An 18,564-nucleotide genomic window follows, 5' to 3' on the forward strand; every position below is an offset into this window, starting at 1 on the left:
CGGGCGACAGGGCGTCAGCCGCCGTTGCAAGAATTGCCGCTCAATGCGCTGTCAGCTGTGCGACTTTCCTGACATGGCTCACGGCTGCGGCGCCGCCCGCGGTCTGTGTGAAGAGGTGGAGCGTTTCCTCTTCGTCGTCGGCGACCGGCGTCAGAGCCTGATCCATGTAGGTCTTCGACTTTGCATTCCTTGAAATCAGGAATGCCGAAATCGTCAGGCCAATGATCGTGCCGGCGAGCGAAACATGTTTGCGGAAGGTTTCCCAGGCAAAGCGCGGCCAGAAGACCAGCGGATTCTCGCGCGGCAGGTCCGGGCGCCGCTCCGACGGCGTCTTCAGGCGCAGCAGGCCGCTTTGCAGCGGGTGCACGTTTTCCAGCGGCACGGTGGTGGCGAAGGAGACGAGAACCTTGACGAGCCTTGCGAGTGGCACGCCGGTTGCCACGGCGCGGCGCAGCAGCGTCTTCATATGATCAGGCGAATAATAGAGCGCCCAGGCCTCGTGGTAGATGTCTTCCCATTCCTGCTTGCTCATCTTCGGATGCGCGGTGCAGACGTGCTCGACATCGTAGATGTTGAGATCGGCATCCATGTCGACGCCCTTCTTCCACAGGACCTGATGGTCCTCGGAGCCGGGCAGCGGCGTCAGGATGAAGAATTCGATGACGTCGAGCGGCAGCTCTTCCTGGATGATCGCGATGTCGCGGCGGATAGATTCCGGCGTGTCGGCGGGAAAGCCCAGGATATAACCGGCCAGCGTCATGATGCCCTGCGCCTTCCAGGCGAGCAGCATCTTGCGGTATTCGGTGATCTTGTTCTGGTTCTTCTTGGCGGCGGTCAGATTGTCAGGGTTGACGTTTTCGAGGCCGATGAAGACTCGGGTGACGCCGGCGCGCCGGGATTTCTCGATGAAATTAGGGATCTTGTGGCAGAGCGTGTCGACCTGGATCATCAGGCCGAGCGGAATGCCGTCCCGCTCCTTGAGCTCGATCAACCGGTCGAAGATCGCTTCCCAATCCTTGTTGCGGGCGAAATTGTCGTCGGTGATGAAGAATTTGTGGATGCCCTGCGCCCAGTTCATCCGCACCAGCTTTTCGACGTCGTCGGCCGAACGGAAGCGCGACTTGCGTCCCTGCACGTTGATGATGGTGCAGAACGAGCACTGATAGGGACAGCCACGTCCGGCATCGAAGCTGGTGCTGAGCCCGAGCGTGCGCTGGATATTGTCCTTCGGCAGGAAAGGAACCGGCGTGCCGCCGATGCCGGGAAGGTCGTTCATGAAATTATAGAGCGGCTTCAGCTCGCCGGCGGCGGCATCGCGCAGCACCATGTCGAGCCGGCCCTCGGCCTCGCCGGCAAACATCGAGATGCCCATATCGCGGCAGGCGTCGAGCCCGACCGCCTTGCCATCCAGCATCGACAGGCAGCCGGAAACATGAAAGCCGCCGATCGTAACCGGCAGGCCGGCATCGCGGAAGGGGCGGGCGATATCGAGGGCGCGCGGATATTGGTTGGTCTGGACGCCGACGAGCGAAATCATGCCGAAATTGTCGTGACGCTTGAACTGCGCCAGCAGTCCGGCGACATCGATCCGCGTATTGGTCTCGTCGATCACGGTGATATCGATCGCCGTATCGTCGCCGAGCACCTTGCGCTCGGCGCATTCGGCGGCAATGCCGTAAAGAGCCGCCAGTGAATTGGACGGAATCATCGCCCGCCACCAGCGGATGACGTAGCCGTCATCGTCATAATGCGACGGCTTGATCAGGATCAGCTGAAAACGTCTGCGCGCAACTTCCAAGATATGGGACAAGAGTATCTATCTTTCTTTAGAAGCTTTTGCCCGAAGGCAAAATGGCGTTGAAGGCATCTATCAGGCACCACACATCAATGCGATTTAGGGAGGTCAAACTAAGGCATAAATAAACGGCACGGCGTGCAAACGCTTCGCGAAGTGTATCATTCCTCAATATACTACCCAATATCGAGCAGCAATGCGCGATGGTCGGAGACTTCGGGCGCCTCGACCACCTCGAATTTGGCAACCTTCACCCCCGGCGTCGCCAGCATGTAGTCGGCAAAGCGGCCCTGCTTCAGATAGTAGGAGGTTCGCGTGTCTACAAGGCCGCTTCCGGTGACAAGGTCGGAAAGCCCAAGTCTGGCGAGAATCGCAAAGGTCGCGCTCTCAGGCAGCACGTTGAAATCGCCGCAGACGACGAGCCCTTCGTCGCCGGGCCAGACGCCCTCGATGAGCCTCACCAGTGCTGCTGCCTGCTCGTCGCGCGCCGCCGTGTCGCCCTTGCCTGCGGGATCGCGCAGGCCATGCATGTGGGCGATGGTTACGGTAGAAGCGCACTCATGGCTGAAGAGACGGATGCAATGGGCGTTTCGCGGCCGCGGATGTTCGCCCCAGCCATCCGCCGAAAAACGGCCATGCACGAAGTCCAGCCCTTGAGCGATGACGGAATGCGTTTTGCGCACGAAGGTCGCGAGCCCGAATTCGGCGACAATGGCGCTATCGCCATTGAAAAGCTCGGCTCTCGAGGTCGGGCAGAAAAAGCCGTCGTGGCCGGGCAGGGCGGTGCTGATCTCGGTAAAGAGATTGAAGCGCTGCGGCAATTCGACATCGCCGTCCCGATAGACCGACCAGCCTGAGCGGGTGCCGGGTGCGCGCAAAACTTCCTGTATGCACAGCACGTCGGGATCGGCCGTCGTCACATATTCAATCAGTGCCTCATGAAGCCTGCCGCCCCATGCGTTCAGCGAGATGATGCGCAATGTCATTCCGCTCCGTTTGGCGGCCGGACTTAGAAGGCCGATCCCTCGACGACGCGACGGACTTTAGAGTTCCGACTTGATGTCGCCCATCCGGTTCCAGGCATCGAGCCCGGCGATCTTGTAGGCTTCGGCGAGCGTCGGATAGTTGAAGGTGTTCTCGACGAAATATTCGACCGTGCCTTTGAGGTTGAGCACCGCCTGGCCGATATGCACCAGCTCGGTGGCGCCTTCGCCGACGATATGCACGCCGAGCAGGCGGCGGGTCTTCAGCGAGAAGATCAGCTTCAGAAGCCCGGTGTCGAGGCCCATGATATGACCGCGCGACGTTTCGCGGAAGCGGGCAATGCCGCATTCATAGGGAATACCGCGCTCCTTCATCTCTTCTTCGGTCAGGCCGCAGGTCGAAATCTCCGGCACGGCATAAATGCCATAGGGGAAATATTTCGGCGGCTCCTTGGCGACCGCGCCGACCGCGACGCGGGCGGCGATGCGGCCCTGTTCCATCGAGGTCGAGGCAAGGCTCGGAAAGCCGACGACGTCGCCGGCGGCATAGATGTTGGCAACCGATGTCTGGAAGGTTTCCGGATTGACCTTGAGACGGCCGCGGCTGTCGGCTTCGAGGCCGATGGCCTGAAGATTCAGCGCATCAGTCGCCCCCATGCGGCCGGCGGCGAAAAGCACCATGTCGGTCGTCAGGCGTCGGCCGCTGTCGAGCGTCAGTTCGACCTTGCCGTTTTCGAGCCTCTCCACCTTGTCGGCCTTCTGGCCGAGCAGCAGCTTCATGTTGCGGTCGCGCAGCTGGTAGGTAAAATCCTCGATGATTTCCTTGTCTATGAAGTCGAGCATTGTCGCCTTCGGGTCGATAACGGTGACGGCGGTGTCGAGCGCGCTGAAGATCGTCGCATATTCGATGCCGATGACGCCGGCGCCGATAACCACCATCGATCGCGGCAGGTCCTGGATGTCGAGCAGTTCGTCGCTGTCGAGAACGGTCTTGCCGTCGAAGGGCATGTAATCGGGACGGAACGGTTTTGTGCCGACGGCAAGCAGCACGCTGGCGGCGGTGACCTGCGTGGTCTCGCCGTCATCCTTGATCACCTGCAGCGTCGACGCATCGATGAAGCTTGCCTTGCCGCGAATATGCTGCACGCGGTTGCGGGCGAACTGGTGTTCCAGCACCTCGACCTCGTGGTTGAGCGTAATCAGCAGGCGACGCCGCAGGTCATCTGCACTGATCTCTTCCTTGACGCGGTAAGACCGGCCGTAGAAGCCGCGTTCGCGCCAGCCGGAAAGATTAAGCGCAGTCTCGCGCAGCGTTTTGGAAGGGATGGTGCCGGTATGCACGGATACGCCGCCGACGCGTTTGCCCTGCTCGATGACAAGCACTTTCTTGCCGAGTTTTGACGCCTGGATCGCGCCGCGGCGCCCTGCGGGGCCGCTGCCCACCACAACGAGATCGTACTGAAGCATCATCAAGCCCCGGATTGGAAAGGAATCATATTGCGACGCAAAATGTCGCCCGTCCATCGTTAGCCGGTCAATGTTACAGATTGTTTTACGGCCACCTGATTGGTCCTGACGGGTGCTTTTTCGGGCAAGTGAGCCCTTCGAGAAACAGCTTACGCCATGGGTCCTAGCCGACGAACACCGGCAGGGGCGCTTGCCATGCTCGATGGCTCGACGGCTTTTCATGCATGGGTGATGTAGTCCGCGGAAATATCGCCCACCTTGGTGACGCCGAGCAACGCCATATTGCTATGCAGTTCCGTCTTCAGGATATCGGCCGCCTTGAGCACACCCGGTAGGCCCGCGACGGCTGCGGCATAAAGGAACGGCCTGCCCACGAACACGAAACAGGCCCCGAGTGCGAGGGCCTTCATGATGTCCGTTCCACGCCTGAAACCGCCATCGACCATGACGGCAACGCTGTCGCCGACACGGGACGCAATCTCCGGAAGGACCTGAAGGGGAGATGCGGTGCCGTCGAGCTGGCGGCCGCCATGATTGGAGACGATCACGCCATCCGCTCCGGTGTCGACAGCCAGGGCCGCGTCGTCAGGATGCATGATCCCCTTGACCACGAGTTTGCCGGACCACCTGTTGCGTATCCGCTCCAGATGGTTCCAGTTGAGATGGTCGCGCCTGCCGAAATCGCGCGTCACATTCGAAGAGATGATCGGCGCGCCTCTTGTGGCGTAGGAATTTTCAAAATGCGGAATGCCGTGCCGGACGATCGTGTGCAGGAATGTGCCGGTGGTCCAGCGCGGATGCGAGATGCCCTGCCACGCCAGGCGGAGACCGGGACGCAGAGGTGTCGAAAATCCGGCCCTTACATTGTTTTCACGGTTTGGCAGCGTGGCTGTGTCCACGGTCAGCAGAAGCGTGCGCAAGCCGGCCGCGCCGACGCGATCGATCAAAGCATCGATACGGTCGGGTTCGCCGGGGAGATAGGCCTGAAACCATGCTTGCGGCGAAACTGCAGCTATCTCTTCCAAGGGGATAAGTGATGAACCGCTTATGATCATCGGGATTCCCGATTGATCCGCTCCTTGCGCAAGCACGATGTCACCTCGATAGGCCATCAGCGCGCTGATACCCATCGGCGCGATGCCGAATGGCGCGGCATGGGTCTTGCCGAAGAGGCTCGTCTCGGTGCTGCGTTTCGAGACGTCCCGAAGGACACGAGGCCGGAAGGCATAGGCCTGGAAAGCTTCTGCGTTATGCCGCAGCGACGCATTGGTCTCGGTCGCGCCTGCGATATAACCAAACAGAGGCTTTGGCAGATGTCGCCGCGCCTTTATTTCAAAGTCATCGAGGCAGAGCACGTCGCGGCAGAGCCGGGTCGTTCGGTCGGTGTTGCCGCTGCGAATCGTCATGGAGCTTCATCTTCTCGGGTATTTCGGGCGGGCATTGTCCAGTGAGTAGCGGTGCAGGACTGCATACAATCCCGCACCACCGACTGCTGTCAACTCCAGCATTCAGCAGTCTTCTCGCCTCAGGCTTCTCGCGGGGATGGACCAGGGCAGGTCGACGAGCCGGGGCTCTGCATCTCGTCGGCGAGCAGCCGCAATGTTTGTTCAGATTAGCTTCAGCCCCTTCAGGCTGACATGGCCGTCCTTGCCGATGATGACGTGGTCGTGGACGGTGATATCGAGCGCCTTGGCGGCATCGATGATCACCTTCGTCATGTCGATGTCGGCGCGGGATGGCGTGGGATCGCCGGAGGGGTGGTTGTGCACGAGGATCAGCGCCGTCGCCGAAAGCTCGAGCGCGCGTTTGACCACCTCGCGCGGATAGACCGGCGTATGGTCGACCGTACCGCGGCCCTGCACCTCATCGGCGATCAGCACATTGCGCTTGTCGAGGAAGAGGATGCGGAACTGCTCGCGGGTCTCATGCGCCATGGCGGCATGGCAATACTGGATGACCGAAGACCACGAGGACAGGACCTGTTTGCTCCTGAGTTCGCTCTTCAGCGTCCGGTGGGCGACAGTCGAGATCAGCTTCAGGTCGGGCGCCACGGCCTCGCCGACACCTTTGACTTCCGTCAGCAGCGTCGGTGGTGCGCCGAAGACGCCCGAAAGCGAACCGAAACGCTCGATCAGCGCCTTGGCGATCGGCTTTGTGTCGCGCCGCGGGATCAGGCGGAAAAGCAAGAGCTCGAGGATTTCGTAGTCGGCAAGCGCAGTGTCGCCGAGCTCGCGGAAGCGGTCACGCAACCGCTCGCGATGGCCGTGATAATGCTCTTGGCCGGCAAGCGAGGCGGGCAGGGCCGTCCTGGAATTCGGCGCGGACGGCTTTTGCGGCTGACCTGCAAAGAACGAACGTTCGTCGGCGGCAATCGGCTCTTGCGTCTCGAAAGGCAGCTCGTCGTCGGAGGATATCGAAACGGGCCCCTTCGCCATCGGATTGTCACCCGTTGTGCGAAGGCAGACCGGGGCGGTCGAGGCCACCCGGCGACAGCGTGAAGATCTCGCAGCCATCGGAGGTGACGCCGACGGTATGTTCATACTGTGCCGACAGCGAGCGGTCGCGGGTCACCGCCGTCCAGCCGTCAGCCAGCACCTTCACATGCGGCCGGCCGAGGTTGATCATCGGCTCGATGGTGAAGATCATGCCTTCGCGCAGCTCCGGCCCTTCATTGGCACGGCCGTAATGCAGGATATTCGGCGAATCGTGGAACAGCCGGCCAACGCCATGGCCGCAGAAATCGCGCACCACCGAACAGCGCTCGGCTTCGGCATAGGTCTGGATCGCCTCGCCGATCGCGCCGGTACGAGCACCGGGCCTGACGGCGGCAATGCCGCGCATCAGCGATTCATAGGTGACCTCGAGCAGTCGCTCGGCAGCACGCTTGACGACGCCGACGGGATACATCCGGCTGGAATCGCCGTGCCAGCCGTCGAGGACAAAGGTGACGTCGATATTGACGATATCGCCGTCACGCAGCGGCTTGTCGTTCGGAATGCCATGGCAGACGACGTGGTTGATCGAGGTACAGGTCGATTTGGTGTAACCGCGATAGTTCAGCGTCGCCGGATAGGCGCCGTGATCCATGCCGAAATCGAAGACGAACCGGTCGATCTCATCGGTCAACAGGCCGGGCTTGACGATGTCGGCAAGCGCATCGAGGCAGCGCGCGGTCAGCTGACATGCCCTGCGCATACCCTCGAATGCTTCAGCGTCATAAAGCCGGATGGCGCCCGTATTCTTCGGGGGCGCAGTAGAGGCTTCGATATAGTTCACCATTGCAGGGCCTTAGCGGAGATTGTTAGATTTGTTCATAATGCAGCTATGCCGGGTTCGTCCATCACGATCAACTGCCAGGACGAGATTTCTGGACAGATCCGATCAGTCCAGTCTGCAGCTTTCCACATCCGTTCGACGGACAATCAACGGTCCGGCTGGAATATCCACAATCTTCCCAATGGGATAGGATTGATTGCGTGAAGCCTCCCCGCTACTCACCGATTGGTGACAGCGGGGAAGGGTCGATCATGCTGAATGAAGCCGTAAATCTTGAAAATTCACCCGGGGCCGGCGGCGAGCCGGAACGGCGCGTGCGTGATCGCGGCGCCACCGAGCGCGCAATTCTTGCCGCCGCCAAGGGGCTGCTCGCCGAAGAAGGCTTCCAGAATTTCGGCATCAACGCGGTCGCCCGCCGCGCCGGTTGCGACAAGCAGCTGATCTATCGTTACTATGGCGGCCTCGACGGCTTGGTCGAGGCGATTGGCGCCGATCTCGGCACATGGGTGAAGGACCGCATTCCGGAAGACGCCGGCGGCATGTTCCTGCTCACCTATGGGGACCTGATGGAACGGCTGTCGCTCCTCCTCCTCGATGCCTTGAGAAACGATCCGCTGATGCGCCGCATCCTCGCCTGGGAGATATCGGAAAACACCGAGCAGGTGAGGCGGTTGTCCGAGGCGCGTTCGAAGGCGCTTGCTCTCTGGCTAGAGCGCATGCGCGGCTCGCTGGCGCCGCCGAAGGGCGTGGATGCAGCAGCCGTCAACGCCATCGTCATCGCCGCGATCCAGCATCTCGTGCTCGCCGCCGCAGCCGGTGGGCAGTGCGCCGGCCTGTCGCTGAAAACGCCCAAGGACTGGGAGAAGGCGGCACTAGCGCTGAAGCGCATCGTCCGCGGCGTCTACGGCTGATACCTGGCTCATCCACAGGGGGCGGGCGCCGCGTTAACCTTAACAAATGGTTTACGTTGCGTGGGGGGGTGGTTAAGCCGACAGTGTGGCGGTGAGCAGAGATGGTATGAGTAGAAGCCCCGAGTGACGCCCATGGGAACCAAAATCGCTAAAGTCGCGTTTCTGGTGACGGCGATGATGTTTTTCGCAGTTCTGGCGCTGGATATCGCAATTCCCGCGCTGGTGCTTTGCATCATGGCATTGTCGGTCTGGTTGGTCTCCCTCGATCTGCCCGTGGCGCGCAAGCATGGAGGAGAGGCCGCATGAAGTGGTTTCTGATCTTCTGGGCCGGCCCCATCGTCTTTCTGGGCGGATGGTACTGGCTCTCCTATTACGACATGAGTTTCGGCATCTTCATGCTGAGCCGGCAGGTCCATGACCTGACCTTCGAGCTTTACGGCAAGGCGCTTGGCATTCCGCCGGAGACCATCCCGCCGCTCGTTGCCCGCGCGATTGCGGTGGACAGCCTCGTCGTCTTCGCCATTATCGGTCTGCGGAAGCGCAAGTCGATCATCGCCTGGTGGAAGGCGCGTCAGGCGTTGAATTCGTCTCCATCTGACCTTGCCAGCAAGGAAAGCCTGTCGAGCGCGCCCTGAAGGATGAAGCTTGCCGCGGCCGAATCGATCCGTTCGGCCCGCTTGGCGCGCGAGACGTCCATTTCGAGCAGCGTCCGTTCAGCCGCAACCGTCGAAAGCCGCTCATCCCAATAGACGAAGGGCAGCGCCGTCTTCTGCTCCATGTTGCGCACGAAGGCGCGCGTTGCTTGCACGCGCGGACCCGCCGATCCGTCCATGTTCATCGGCAGGCCGATGACGAAGCCTGCAACCTTTTCCGATTGTGCGAAGTCCAAGAGCGCCTGAGCATCGATGGTGAACTTGACGCGGCGGATCACTGTGCGTGGCGTGGCGAAACGCCGCCCGAGATCGGACATCGAAAGCCCGATCGTCTTGGTGCCGAGATCGAGGCCGGCAATCGCCTGTCGCGGGACAAGCGTCTCGGCCATTTCCTCGATCGTCAACACCGTCATCGCCATTTCATCCCGTCAAAACAAATTGAAGTCGCCGCCGCTTTTCTTTGCGGCCGCATAAGATATGTCCTTAGGGCATGACGCCGAAAAGTGTGAGCGGTTTTCGGACGACATCATGCTCTCATTCTTTGATGTGCATCGAAACCGGCTTTGCATCCCATAATAAAGGAGACATTTCATGAAGATCACCTGGCTCGGCCATTCCGCCTTCCGCATCGAGACAGCAAAGGCGAAGATCCTGCTCGACCCATTCCTCAGCTATAACGCCTCTTTCTCCGGCCAGGATATTAAGGATGTTTCCGCAGGCATTACCCACATCCTGTTGACGCATGGCCATGGCGATCATGTCGGCGATACCGTGGCACTCGCCAAGGAAACCGGCGCCGTCGTTCTTGCCAATGCTGATCTCGCCGCCTGGCTCGGCTCCAAGGGCGTCGACAAGATCGAGATGGGCAATACCGGCGGCACGATCGCGCTCGGCAGCTTCTCGGCGACCTTCACCAATGCGCTGCATTCCTCCGCCCAGATCACCGAGGACGGTGTCTCGCACGCGCTCGGCAACGCCAACGGCCTGATGCTGCATTTCGACGACGAAGCTTCGATCCTTGCCATGGGCGATACCGACATCTTCTCGGACATGGCGCTGATCAATGAATTGCACCAGCCTGATATCGGATTCGTGCCGATCGGCGACCGCTTCACCATGGGCGGCGCGGTAGCAGCCCTTGCCTGCCGGCGCTATTTCAACTTCAAGACCGCAATCCCCTGCCACTACGGCACCTTTCCGATCATCGACCAGACGGCCGAAAAATTCGTTGCCGGCATGGACGGATCGAAGACGGATGTGAAGGCGATCAGGCCTTCCGAGAGCCTGTCGATCTGACGAAACCCCGTTGCGTCAGGCGGACATGGCCTTTATAGCGGGTAGGAAAAATCCTATCCGGAGAATGTCATGTCCGTCGATCTTGCCACCGTGAAGCGTGTCGCCCGCCTTGCCCGTATTGCCGTCTCCGAGGACGAGGCAAATCGCATGGTCGGCGAGCTGAACGGCATCCTTGGCTTCGTCGAGCAACTCTCCGAAGTGAATGTCGACGGGGTCGAGGCGATGACGTCGGTTACCCCGATGGCGATGAAGAAGCGGACCGATGAGGTGACCGACGGCAGCAAGGCAGCCGATATCGTCGCCAATGCGCCCGTCACCGACCATAATTTTTTCCTGGTGCCGAAAGTCGTCGAATAAGGCTTCGAAGCCTCTTTCCGACCCTCTTGCCATTTCCAGATCTGAAGCGAAAACACGATGAGCGAACTCACCAGCCTGACCATTGCCGAAGCCCGCCAGAAGCTGCGCGCCAAGGAAATCACCGCGATCGAACTGACCGAAGCCTATATCTCGGCGATCGATGCGGCCAATGGCCGGCTTAACGCCTATATCAAGGTCACGCCGGATCTCGCCCGCGTCATGGCGAAGAACTCCGACGAGCGCATCGCTGCCGGCAAGGCCGGCGAACTCGAAGGCATTCCGCTCGGCATCAAGGATCTCTTCGCCACCGTCGGCGTTCACACCCAGGCCTGCAGCCACATTCTCGATGGTTTCGAGCCGCGTTATGAATCGACCGTGACGCAGAACCTCTGGGATGATGGCGCCGTCATGCTCGGCAAGCTGAACATGGACGAATTCGCCATGGGCTCGTCCAACGAGACCTCGCATTACGGCCCGGTGATCAATCCCTGGCGTGCCGCAGGCTCCAACCAGCAGCTCGTTCCGGGCGGCTCGTCGGGCGGTTCGGCCGCAGCCGTCGCAGCGCATCTTTGCGCCGGCGCCACGGCGACGGATACCGGCGGCTCGATCCGCCAGCCGGCCGCCTTCACCGGCACCGTCGGCATCAAGCCGACTTATGGCCGTTGCTCGCGCTGGGGCACCGTCGCCTTCGCTTCTTCGCTCGACCAGGCAGGTCCGATCGCCCGCGACGTCCGCGATGCCGCGATCCTTTTGAAGTCGATGGCAAGCGTCGACGCAAAGGACACGACATCGGTCGATTTTCCGGTGCCGGATTACGAAGCAGCTCTCGGCCAGTCGCTGAAGGGCATGAAGATCGGCATCCCGAACGAATACCGTGTCGACGGCATGCCGGATGAGATCGAGACCCTCTGGCGCCAGGGCATCACCTGGCTGAAGGATGCCGGCGCCGAAATCGTCGACATCTCGCTGCCGCACACCAAATACGCCCTTCCGGCCTATTACATCGTCGCCCCCGCCGAGGCATCCTCGAACCTCGCGCGCTACGACGGCGTGCGCTACGGCCTGCGCGTCGACGGCAAGGATATCGTCGACATGTACGAGAAGACGCGTGCCGCGGGCTTCGGCAAGGAGGTCAAGCGCCGCATCATGATCGGCACGTATGTGCTGTCGGCAGGCTATTACGATGCCTATTACATCCGCGCCCAGAAGGTCCGCACGCTGATCAAGCGCGATTTCGAACTCGCCTTCGACGCCGGCGTCGATGCCATCCTGACGCCGGCAACGCCGTCGTCCGCCTTTGGCGTTGCCGATGAGAACCTCGCCGCCGATCCGGTGAAGATGTATCTGAACGACATCTTCACGGTGACGGTCAACATGGCGGGCCTGCCCGGCATCGCCGTGCCGGCCGGCCTCGACCATAAGGGACTGCCGCTCGGCCTGCAGCTGATCGGCAAGCCCTTCGACGAGGAAACCCTCTTCAAGACCGCCCACGTCATCGAGCAGGCAGCCGGCCGGTTTACGCCGGCCAAGTGGTGGTAACGGATCTACCGATCCCAGGAATAGCGGCTGCCGACCACGAAACGTCGGCGCCGTCGGCTTTGCCGCATGGTTGACTGATTGATAGCCGGAACCAGGAGAAGGTTTTATGGCCAGCAATGATCTTGCGCAATTAATCGAGGCCGTTGATCGCCTTGCTGCCGGCGGTTTCACCATGGGCGCGAATTGGCAGGCGGTCCACGACATCTGCCAGCGCCACGAAGGCGAACAACCGTTCGACTGGGGCCACGCGCTTTGCCATCGCATCGAGGGCGATGACTGGAACGCCGATTATTGGTATCGCCGCGCCGGCAAGGTGCGTGGCACGGGCACGATGGCCGACGAGTGGTCGGCGATGCGGACGGAACTCTCTGCAAAGGCTTGATACCCCCGATCGCGCCCGTTCGAGACGCGATCGGGAGTGCCGCTATTACCTGTTGTTCAACTGCGACCTCACCAAGCTCAGCCCTCTTTCGGTGATCCGGTAGGGGTGGCCGCCTGAGGACTTGATTGCCCTCAGCCGCTTCAGCCTGCGGAAGAGATCGAGGTCGACGCCGGGATAGAGCCAGCCGTCGCGGGTGAAGCAACTGACCGCCTCGATCTTCCTGTCGTCGTCGCGGGTAATTTCGATGCGGCCGCCTTGGGCCATGAGATGCAGGATGCGCTGCTCCGTGCGAGAAATGTCCATGTGTTGAGATCCGGTATCGCGCCCGGCAGGGCGCACAAAAACGATCTGGCGCTCATTCGAACGTCAGGGCTTCGTTTTTTTCGGGCCCATGCGCGCAAGCGGACTTGCGGGCAGGGCCTTTACCGGGTCTCAGGCAGGCTCAACATAAAACACCTCGATAAGACCTATTATTCAGCCTGGAAAATTCGGTCAAGAGCGTACTTGCCTCTCAAAACCAGTCGAAAACCGCGGTTTCGGTCGATCATCCCGTTGGAGCTACTGGTAAAATCCGCGACTCAGTGGTCTAGTTGATGGGTAACGCGGAGGTGTCGTTGATCCACATTCGCAATGCCCGCGACGGTGAAGCGGAGCTATTGAGCGAGATCGGGCTCAGGGCCTGGCAAAATGCGATGGCGTCGATCGGCGAATCGGACGCGATGATCGATGCAGCGCGCAACGCCTTCCGGAACTTCGTGGAAAACGACTGGTTGACCATCACCGTCGTCGAGCAGAACGGCCAGGTCGCAGGCTGGGCGGCGCGCGAGGGATTGGACGAAACCATCTCGGATTTCTGGATCGATCCCGCCTTCACCCGCCAGGGCCTCGGTTCGGCCCTTCTCGTCCGCATCGAAAAGGAGATCGCTGATCAGGGCCTCGAGAAGGCGGCGATGCAGACCCATTCCGGCAATAGCGAGGCGATCGGCTTCTTCCGGAAGCACGGCTACAGCATCCATTGGCTCTCTGTTGCCTACAATCCGAAGCTCGACCGAGACGTGCCCTCCGTTGGACTGACGAAACAGCTCGTTTCGGATGGCCAAGGCGGGTATGGGCTGGAATTCTGATGATTCAAAAATGCTGAGGCAGGAGAGGGCTCCATTGCGGCAAGAAGGCCAGCACAGCAATCAGTGCGCCGTGTAGGATCAGGATCGCCGCCAGGATTGACCGGAACGGCTCCTTTCTCGTCTTGTGCCGCAGCAACTGCTGTGCAGCCAGCGCGCCCAGGCTACCGCCGATCAGCGCAAGGATGAGAAGCGTGCGTTCGCTGATACGTCGCCTGCCGTGGCGCGCCGCCTGCTTGTCGAAGAAATAGATAGAGAACACCAAGAGGTTCAGCGCCAGAAACAGCAAGGCCCATTTGATAATATCGGTTATCGTCATCGGGGAACCCTACCGCGGCTGCGTTAACGGACGGCAAAACCGCGATGCAGCCGATGGCGAAAGCCTTGCACCGGCACGCCATTTCCTTTACCTCACCAGTGGAAAAGAACAGCCTGCAAAGAGCATCAGATGACCCTTGTCGACGTCCGCACGCCTGATCCGAAACGCTTCATCCCCGGCGCCACCGGCGACTGGGAGGTCATCGTTGGCATGGAAGTCCATGCCCAGGTGCTGTCCAATTCGAAGCTCTTCTCCGGCGCCTCGACGGAATTCGGCAAGCCGCAGAATTCGAACGTCTCGCTGGTCGACGCCGCCATGCCCGGCATGCTGCCCGTCATCAACGAGGAGTGCGTCAGGCAGGCCGTGCGCACCGGCCTCGGCCTGAAAGCCCAAATCAACAAGCGCTCGCTCTTTGATCGCAAGAACTATTTCTATCCCGACCTGCCGCAGGGCTATCAGATCTCGCAGTTCAAGGATCCGATCGTCGGCGAGGGCAAGATCGTCATTTCACTCGGACCTGACCGCCAGGGCCAGTTCGAAGATATCGAGATCGGCATCGAACGCCTGCATCTGGAGCAGGATGCCGGCAAGTCGATGCACGACCAGCACGCGACCATGTCCTATGTCGATCTGAACCGTTCCGGCGTCGCGCTGATGGAGATCGTCTCGAAGCCCGACATGCGCTCGTCCGACGAGGCCAAGGCCTATATGACCAAGCTGCGTTCGATCGTGCGTTACCTCGGTACCTGCGACGGCAACATGGACGAAGGCTCGATGCGCGCCGACGTCAACGTCTCCGTCCGCCGGCCGGGCGAGGATTTCGGCACGCGTTGCGAGATCAAGAACGTCAACTCCATCCGCTTCATCGGTCAGGCGATCGAATATGAAGCCCGTCGCCAGATCGGCATTCTGGAAGAAGGCGGCAAGATCGATCAGGAGACCCGCCTCTTCGACCCGGGCAAGGGCGAGACGCGTTCGATGCGCTCCAAGGAGGATGCGCACGACTATCGTTATTTCCCCGATCCGGATCTGCTGCCGCTCGAATTCGACGATGCCTTCATCAAGGCGCTCGAAGTGCATCTGCCGGAGCTGCCCGACGACAAGAAAGAGCGCTTCGTGCGCGAACTCGGCCTGTCGATCTACGACGCCTCGGTGCTCGTTTCCGAAAAGGCGATCGCCGATTATTACGAAGCCGTCGCCGCAGGCCGTGATGGCAAGATGGCCGCCAACTGGGTGATCAACGATCTGCTCGGCGCGCTGAACCGCACCGGCAAGGACATCGAGCAGACCCCGGTTTCGCCGGCCCAGCTCGGCGCCATCATCGATCTCATCAAGGCCGAAACCATCTCCGGCAAGATCGCCAAGGATCTCTTCGAGATCGTTCTGACTGAAGGCGGCGATCCGGCCGAGATCGTCGAAGCGCGAGGCATGAAGCAGGTGACGGATACCGGCGCGATTGAAAAGGCCGTTGACGAGATCATCGCCGCCAATCCTGACCAGGTCGAAAAGGTCAAGACGAAGCCGACCATGGCGGCCTGGTTCGTCGGCCAGGTGATGAAGGCGACCGGCGGCAAGGCCAATCCACAGGCTGTCCAAGCCCTTGTCAAGGCAAAGCTCGGCATCGAGGAATAAGCGGGTGTATTTCGTCCGCACCGCCGGCGAGCGCGACTTGGAGAAGGTGCGCGCCCTCTTGGTGGAGAGCTTTCATGCCACCTATGACAGCCTGCATGGCAGGGCCAAGGTGGAGGATCTGATCGCCCATCTCTTTTCACCGGCGGCGCTGAAGACGCGCCTCGTGCGGAAGGATGCCGAATTCCTCGTTGCCGATGACGGCCGCAATATCGGCGGCATGGGTTATGCGGCAATGTCGCAGCAATTGACGAAGACGGTCATGCTGCATCTCCTCTATGTCAGGCCGGCGCTGCAGCGCCAGGGCATCGGCCGCGATATCTTCGCCGAACTCGAAACCTGCTTTCCGGATGCGGAAATCATGCGCCTCGAAGTCGAGCCGCAAAACGCTGCGGCGATCGCCTTCTATCAGATGCACGGCTTCACCGAGGTCGGCCGCAACGAGAACAACGGGGCTGGACAATCCGGCATTCCGGCGCTGATCTTCGAAAAGCCGCTCGAAGGGCATTGAGAGCGTGGCGGTCGAGTGGCCCGATATTCCCATTCGCCAGGCAAGCAGGGAAGATCTGCCGGCGCTCTTGGCAATGTCGGCGCGCTGATGATTGAATTCGCCATTGCCGAGGCAAAAGGCCGCGGTATCGGGCGGGTTGCGGTGACCTCGAATGCGATACGCAAGGATGCCCATCGTTTCTATGAAAGGCTGGGCTTCAAGCCCTCGCTTCTGGGCTTCAAGATGGCTTTGAAATGACCCGTGGCGGTCGCGGAATCGCTGGACAATTCAGCTTGGCGACGGCATAAGCGAGGAAACGAATTCTGGTTTGGCTCGCATCTGGCGGGCACAAGGAAAAGACATGTGGAATCTTCTGGTTCAGACCTTTACCTGGTGGAACGGTCAGACGATGGGCACGCGTTTTGCGACCTGGCGTTTTGGCAAGCGCGTCGGCGAGGATGAATTCGGCAACGTCTACTACGAAGGCGGCATGTCCTCCTACGGTCTGCCGAAGCGCTGGGTGATCTACAAGGGTTATGCCGAAGCCTCCGCCATTCCGCCGGGCTGGCATGGCTGGATGCATCATCGCACCGATGTTCCCCCGTCCAAGGAAAGCTACGTCGCCAAGGATTGGCAGAAGCCGCACCGGCCCAACCATACCGGTTCGCCGCAGGCCTATCGTCCGCCGGGCTCTATCGCCGTTCCGGGCGAACGTCCGCGCGTCACAGGCGATTACGATGCTTGGACGCCGGGCAACTGAGACGGCTCGACCGGGCGATCCCAAGACCCGGCTTTTGGCCACAATTGACCTTTACCCGCAGGTTGGCCGCGCTTGACCGCGGCTGTGAACTGAAAATGTCTGGAGACGGGTACATATGAAGCTCTTCACGCGGAACAAGGTCCTGCGTGCCGCCGGATCGCTGCTGGCGCTCTCGGCCCTGCTTCCGCCAGTTGCGGCAAATGCCGCACGCATCGAAAATCCGGTTGCCGTCTTCTCCGGCCTCGACAAGATCACCGGCCGCATCACGACCTTCGACGTCTATGTCAATGAGACGGTACAGTTCGGTGCGCTGCAGGTGACACCGAAGGCCTGCTATTCGCGAGATCAGTCGGAAGCGCAGAAGATCGATGGTTTCGTCGAGGTCGATGAGATCACCCTCGACCGCAAGATCCGCCGCATCTTCACCGGCTGGATGTTTGCCGCCAGCCCTGGCCTCAACGCCGTCGAGCACCCGATCTACGACGTCTGGCTGAAGGACTGCAAGGCAAACTCGGATGTGCCGGCTCCTGACGGTGCCAAGGCGACAGCTCGCTAGCGCCTCTCATCACGCTTTACAGCGCCGCACGCCTTTTCAGACACACAAACAACGACGCTGTAACACTTTGAGTGACGCAGCAACCTGGATGAGCCTATGCGGTGGGTGTCTTGTTCCTCTTGAAAAGGCCCTTGGCAAAGCGAAGCGCACCGGCGAACACAATGAAAACGAGGACGCCGCCCTTTTTGAGGAAGGCGAGGGCGAGTGCCAGCAATCCCACCTTGGCAGCAATCTTGGCGCCCGCGCCCGCAGCGATCATTCCCGCCATCCCATAGGCCGCGATCTTGTCGCCCTCGACGTAGTCGGTATAGGCCATTCCCTTGTCGAACTGCACGAGCTTGGTGACGGTCGGGATGACACCCTCGATCTCTTTCAGCTGGTCGAGGCCGGCGACGAAGTTGAATTGAAATACGCCCTCGCGGCCGAACACACGCACGGAATAGTTCAGCGTGTGCTGCTTATCGTCGCCGAACATTAGATCACGCGCCCAGTGCAGCGTATGCGCGAATTTGTCGTAGTGCGGCGTGGATGCCCAGCCGACAAGCGTGATCTTCGGAAAACCCTGCTTTTCGCGCTCGACGTTGTTTTCCCTGATGGAATCCTTGATGTTCTGCAGCAGTTCGTCGTAATTGGTCGTGGCGACATCGACGTCCGAGACATAGCCGTCGGCGCTGTGTTCCACGGTGGAACCCCAGGCCTCTATATCGGTCGGCGCGTATTTCGCCGGGAAGATCATCCCCATCGTTCCCTCCGCCGCCGCCGGAGGATTTCCCCAGATATCGACGAGTACCGTCATCGCGTCGGCAGGGCTGAGATAGTAGAAGTCGGCGGGCACGTTCAGCGTTGCCTTCGCTTCAGGCAGCTTGATCACACCCTGCTGAAAATCGAGCTTCTCCAGCACCGGCTTTTCCGCGTCGGAAAAATCGGTCCTGTTCGGGAACATATCCTGGTAGGGACGTGCACCGGCTTGACCTGCAAATAAGGTCAAAAGGACTGCGGCAGCAAAATATCGTTTCAAAATTCTATCCCC

General features: G+C 60.6%; 22 protein-coding genes and 1 pseudogene. 13 read left to right on the top strand and 10 right to left on the bottom strand.

The features are described from left to right. Window positions 1-40: 40 nt before the first annotated feature. The 6 genes from ACM5SV_RS18275 to map form a co-directional block, all read right to left on the bottom strand. Window positions 41-1,810: a B12-binding domain-containing radical SAM protein gene (locus ACM5SV_RS18275; protein ID WP_012757256.1), complete on the bottom strand. Its 1,770-nt coding sequence runs from the start codon at window positions 1,808-1,810 to the stop codon at window positions 41-43. A 161-nt stretch (window positions 1,811-1,971) separates the two neighbouring features. After that, a complete protein-coding gene (locus tag ACM5SV_RS18280; RefSeq protein WP_222015740.1) occupies window positions 1,972-2,781 on the bottom strand; it encodes an endonuclease/exonuclease/phosphatase family protein in 810 nt (269 codons plus the stop codon). Between the two features lie 57 nt (window positions 2,782-2,838). Continuing rightward, window positions 2,839-4,245, bottom strand: coding sequence for a Si-specific NAD(P)(+) transhydrogenase (gene sthA / locus ACM5SV_RS18285; protein ID WP_026157329.1), 1,407 nt, complete (start codon window positions 4,243-4,245; stop codon window positions 2,839-2,841). Between the two features lie 218 nt (window positions 4,246-4,463). Beyond that, complete coding sequence (locus ACM5SV_RS18290) at window positions 4,464-5,651, bottom strand: alpha-hydroxy acid oxidase (protein WP_222015741.1); 1,188 nt, start codon at window positions 5,649-5,651, stop codon at window positions 4,464-4,466. Between the two features lie 201 nt (window positions 5,652-5,852). Next, window positions 5,853-6,680: a RadC family protein gene (gene radC / locus ACM5SV_RS18295; RefSeq protein WP_222015742.1), complete on the bottom strand. Its 828-nt coding sequence runs from the start codon at window positions 6,678-6,680 to the stop codon at window positions 5,853-5,855. A 7-nt stretch (window positions 6,681-6,687) separates the two neighbouring features. Next, complete coding sequence (map, locus tag ACM5SV_RS18300; protein WP_012757260.1) at window positions 6,688-7,524, bottom strand: type I methionyl aminopeptidase; 837 nt, start codon at window positions 7,522-7,524, stop codon at window positions 6,688-6,690. Between the two features lie 248 nt (window positions 7,525-7,772). Here map and ACM5SV_RS18305 point away from each other — a divergent pair, with 248 nt between their 5' ends. The 3 genes from ACM5SV_RS18305 to ACM5SV_RS18315 all read left to right on the top strand — a co-directional run bounded on the left by ACM5SV_RS18305 (window position 7,773) and on the right by ACM5SV_RS18315 (window position 9,067). Next, window positions 7,773-8,432: a TetR/AcrR family transcriptional regulator gene (locus tag ACM5SV_RS18305; protein WP_221969210.1), complete on the top strand. Its 660-nt coding sequence runs from the start codon at window positions 7,773-7,775 to the stop codon at window positions 8,430-8,432. Between the two features lie 132 nt (window positions 8,433-8,564). Continuing rightward, window positions 8,565-8,738, top strand: a complete 174-nt coding sequence (locus ACM5SV_RS18310) for a hypothetical protein (protein ID WP_012757262.1) — start codon at window positions 8,565-8,567, stop codon at window positions 8,736-8,738. Continuing rightward, window positions 8,735-9,067 (top strand): DUF6105 family protein, encoded by a 333-nt coding sequence (locus tag ACM5SV_RS18315; protein ID WP_003558937.1) that lies wholly within the window; start codon window positions 8,735-8,737, stop codon window positions 9,065-9,067. The genes ACM5SV_RS18310 and ACM5SV_RS18315 overlap by 4 nt, the downstream gene beginning before the upstream one ends. Here the strand turns inward: ACM5SV_RS18315 and ruvX are convergent. Next, a complete protein-coding gene (gene ruvX, locus ACM5SV_RS18320; protein WP_012757263.1) occupies window positions 9,004-9,498 on the bottom strand; it encodes a Holliday junction resolvase RuvX in 495 nt (164 codons plus the stop codon). The genes ACM5SV_RS18315 and ruvX overlap by 64 nt on opposite strands. 178 nt (window positions 9,499-9,676) lie before the next feature. Here ruvX and ACM5SV_RS18325 point away from each other — a divergent pair, with 178 nt between their 5' ends. From ACM5SV_RS18325 to ACM5SV_RS18340, 4 genes are all read left to right on the top strand, one after another. Then, window positions 9,677-10,381, top strand: a complete 705-nt coding sequence (locus ACM5SV_RS18325; RefSeq protein WP_003558941.1) for a metal-dependent hydrolase — start codon at window positions 9,677-9,679, stop codon at window positions 10,379-10,381. Window positions 10,382-10,450: 69 nt separating this feature from the next. Further along, window positions 10,451-10,738: an Asp-tRNA(Asn)/Glu-tRNA(Gln) amidotransferase subunit GatC gene (gatC, locus tag ACM5SV_RS18330; protein WP_003558942.1), complete on the top strand. Its 288-nt coding sequence runs from the start codon at window positions 10,451-10,453 to the stop codon at window positions 10,736-10,738. 57 nt (window positions 10,739-10,795) lie between these two features. After that, window positions 10,796-12,277, top strand: coding sequence for an Asp-tRNA(Asn)/Glu-tRNA(Gln) amidotransferase subunit GatA (gatA, locus tag ACM5SV_RS18335; protein ID WP_017993860.1), 1,482 nt, complete (start codon window positions 10,796-10,798; stop codon window positions 12,275-12,277). 106 nt (window positions 12,278-12,383) lie between these two features. Further along, the gene (locus ACM5SV_RS18340; protein WP_222015743.1) at window positions 12,384-12,659 is read left to right on the top strand and encodes a hypothetical protein; all 276 of its coding nucleotides are present in this window, start codon (window positions 12,384-12,386) and stop codon (window positions 12,657-12,659) included. Between the two features lie 45 nt (window positions 12,660-12,704). On the opposite strand, the gene ACM5SV_RS18345 is transcribed toward ACM5SV_RS18340, so the two are convergent. After that, entirely contained in the window at window positions 12,705-12,962 is a 258-nt protein-coding gene (locus ACM5SV_RS18345; protein WP_012757267.1) for a YjhX family toxin, read from the bottom strand. Between the two features lie 311 nt (window positions 12,963-13,273). Between ACM5SV_RS18345 and ACM5SV_RS18350 the strand changes: the two genes are divergently transcribed. After that, on the top strand, window positions 13,274-13,783 hold the full coding sequence (locus tag ACM5SV_RS18350; RefSeq protein WP_017993861.1) for a GNAT family N-acetyltransferase: 510 nt from the start codon (window positions 13,274-13,276) through the stop codon (window positions 13,781-13,783). A gap of 4 nt (window positions 13,784-13,787) precedes the next feature. On the opposite strand, the gene ACM5SV_RS18355 is transcribed toward ACM5SV_RS18350, so the two are convergent. Further along, complete coding sequence (locus ACM5SV_RS18355) at window positions 13,788-14,099, bottom strand: DUF1294 domain-containing protein (protein WP_222015744.1); 312 nt, start codon at window positions 14,097-14,099, stop codon at window positions 13,788-13,790. Between the two features lie 129 nt (window positions 14,100-14,228). Between ACM5SV_RS18355 and gatB the strand changes: the two genes are divergently transcribed. From gatB to ACM5SV_RS18380, 5 genes and pseudogenes are all read left to right on the top strand, one after another. After that, on the top strand, window positions 14,229-15,731 hold the full coding sequence (gene gatB, locus ACM5SV_RS18360; protein WP_012757270.1) for an Asp-tRNA(Asn)/Glu-tRNA(Gln) amidotransferase subunit GatB: 1,503 nt from the start codon (window positions 14,229-14,231) through the stop codon (window positions 15,729-15,731). Between the two features lie 4 nt (window positions 15,732-15,735). Continuing rightward, window positions 15,736-16,239 (top strand): GNAT family N-acetyltransferase, encoded by a 504-nt coding sequence (locus ACM5SV_RS18365; protein ID WP_222015745.1) that lies wholly within the window; start codon window positions 15,736-15,738, stop codon window positions 16,237-16,239. A 75-nt stretch (window positions 16,240-16,314) separates the two neighbouring features. Continuing rightward, window positions 16,315-16,476: pseudogene (locus ACM5SV_RS18370) on the top strand (GNAT family N-acetyltransferase); the annotation flags it as partial. Between the two features lie 103 nt (window positions 16,477-16,579). Beyond that, entirely contained in the window at window positions 16,580-16,978 is a 399-nt protein-coding gene (locus ACM5SV_RS18375) for an NADH:ubiquinone oxidoreductase subunit NDUFA12 (protein WP_003558960.1), read from the top strand. A 115-nt stretch (window positions 16,979-17,093) separates the two neighbouring features. Continuing rightward, complete coding sequence (locus tag ACM5SV_RS18380) at window positions 17,094-17,534, top strand: DUF2155 domain-containing protein (protein ID WP_128405727.1); 441 nt, start codon at window positions 17,094-17,096, stop codon at window positions 17,532-17,534. Window positions 17,535-17,628: 94 nt separating this feature from the next. Here ACM5SV_RS18380 and ACM5SV_RS18385 read toward each other — a convergent pair whose 3' ends face one another. Continuing rightward, complete coding sequence (locus ACM5SV_RS18385; RefSeq protein WP_017993865.1) at window positions 17,629-18,552, bottom strand: DUF2167 domain-containing protein; 924 nt, start codon at window positions 18,550-18,552, stop codon at window positions 17,629-17,631. Window positions 18,553-18,564: the final 12 nt, after the last annotated feature.

Source organism: Rhizobium sp. CRRU65 (assembly GCF_048551595.1).
GTDB classification, from domain to species: Bacteria; Pseudomonadota; Alphaproteobacteria; order Rhizobiales; family Rhizobiaceae; genus Rhizobium; species Rhizobium leguminosarum_J.

Bases quoted from the DNA above. Each gene is read 5' to 3' on its own strand.
- ACM5SV_RS18355 (WP_222015744.1), bottom strand. From the start codon at position 14,099: ATGACGATAACCGATATTATCAAATGGGCCTTGCTGTTTCTGGCGCTG.
- map (WP_012757260.1), bottom strand. From the start codon at position 7,524: ATGGTGAACTATATCGAAGCCTCTACTGCGCCCCCGAAGAATACGGGC.
- ACM5SV_RS18310 (WP_012757262.1), top strand. From the start codon at position 8,565: ATGGGAACCAAAATCGCTAAAGTCGCGTTTCTGGTGACGGCGATGATG.
- radC (WP_222015742.1), bottom strand. From the start codon at position 6,680: ATGGCGAAGGGGCCCGTTTCGATATCCTCCGACGACGAGCTGCCTTTC.
- ACM5SV_RS18305 (WP_221969210.1), top strand. From the start codon at position 7,773: ATGCTGAATGAAGCCGTAAATCTTGAAAATTCACCCGGGGCCGGCGGC.
- ACM5SV_RS18380 (WP_128405727.1), top strand. From the start codon at position 17,094: ATGAAGCTCTTCACGCGGAACAAGGTCCTGCGTGCCGCCGGATCGCTG.
- ACM5SV_RS18325 (WP_003558941.1), top strand. From the start codon at position 9,677: ATGAAGATCACCTGGCTCGGCCATTCCGCCTTCCGCATCGAGACAGCA.
- ACM5SV_RS18345 (WP_012757267.1), bottom strand. From the start codon at position 12,962: ATGGACATTTCTCGCACGGAGCAGCGCATCCTGCATCTCATGGCCCAA.
- gatA (WP_017993860.1), top strand. From the start codon at position 10,796: ATGAGCGAACTCACCAGCCTGACCATTGCCGAAGCCCGCCAGAAGCTG.
- ACM5SV_RS18280 (WP_222015740.1), bottom strand. From the start codon at position 2,781: ATGACATTGCGCATCATCTCGCTGAACGCATGGGGCGGCAGGCTTCAT.
- ruvX (WP_012757263.1), bottom strand. From the start codon at position 9,498: ATGACGGTGTTGACGATCGAGGAAATGGCCGAGACGCTTGTCCCGCGA.
- ACM5SV_RS18375 (WP_003558960.1), top strand. From the start codon at position 16,580: ATGTGGAATCTTCTGGTTCAGACCTTTACCTGGTGGAACGGTCAGACG.
- ACM5SV_RS18340 (WP_222015743.1), top strand. From the start codon at position 12,384: ATGGCCAGCAATGATCTTGCGCAATTAATCGAGGCCGTTGATCGCCTT.
- gatC (WP_003558942.1), top strand. From the start codon at position 10,451: ATGTCCGTCGATCTTGCCACCGTGAAGCGTGTCGCCCGCCTTGCCCGT.
- ACM5SV_RS18315 (WP_003558937.1), top strand. From the start codon at position 8,735: ATGAAGTGGTTTCTGATCTTCTGGGCCGGCCCCATCGTCTTTCTGGGC.
- sthA (WP_026157329.1), bottom strand. From the start codon at position 4,245: ATGCTTCAGTACGATCTCGTTGTGGTGGGCAGCGGCCCCGCAGGGCGC.
- ACM5SV_RS18290 (WP_222015741.1), bottom strand. From the start codon at position 5,651: ATGACGATTCGCAGCGGCAACACCGACCGAACGACCCGGCTCTGCCGC.
- gatB (WP_012757270.1), top strand. From the start codon at position 14,229: ATGACCCTTGTCGACGTCCGCACGCCTGATCCGAAACGCTTCATCCCC.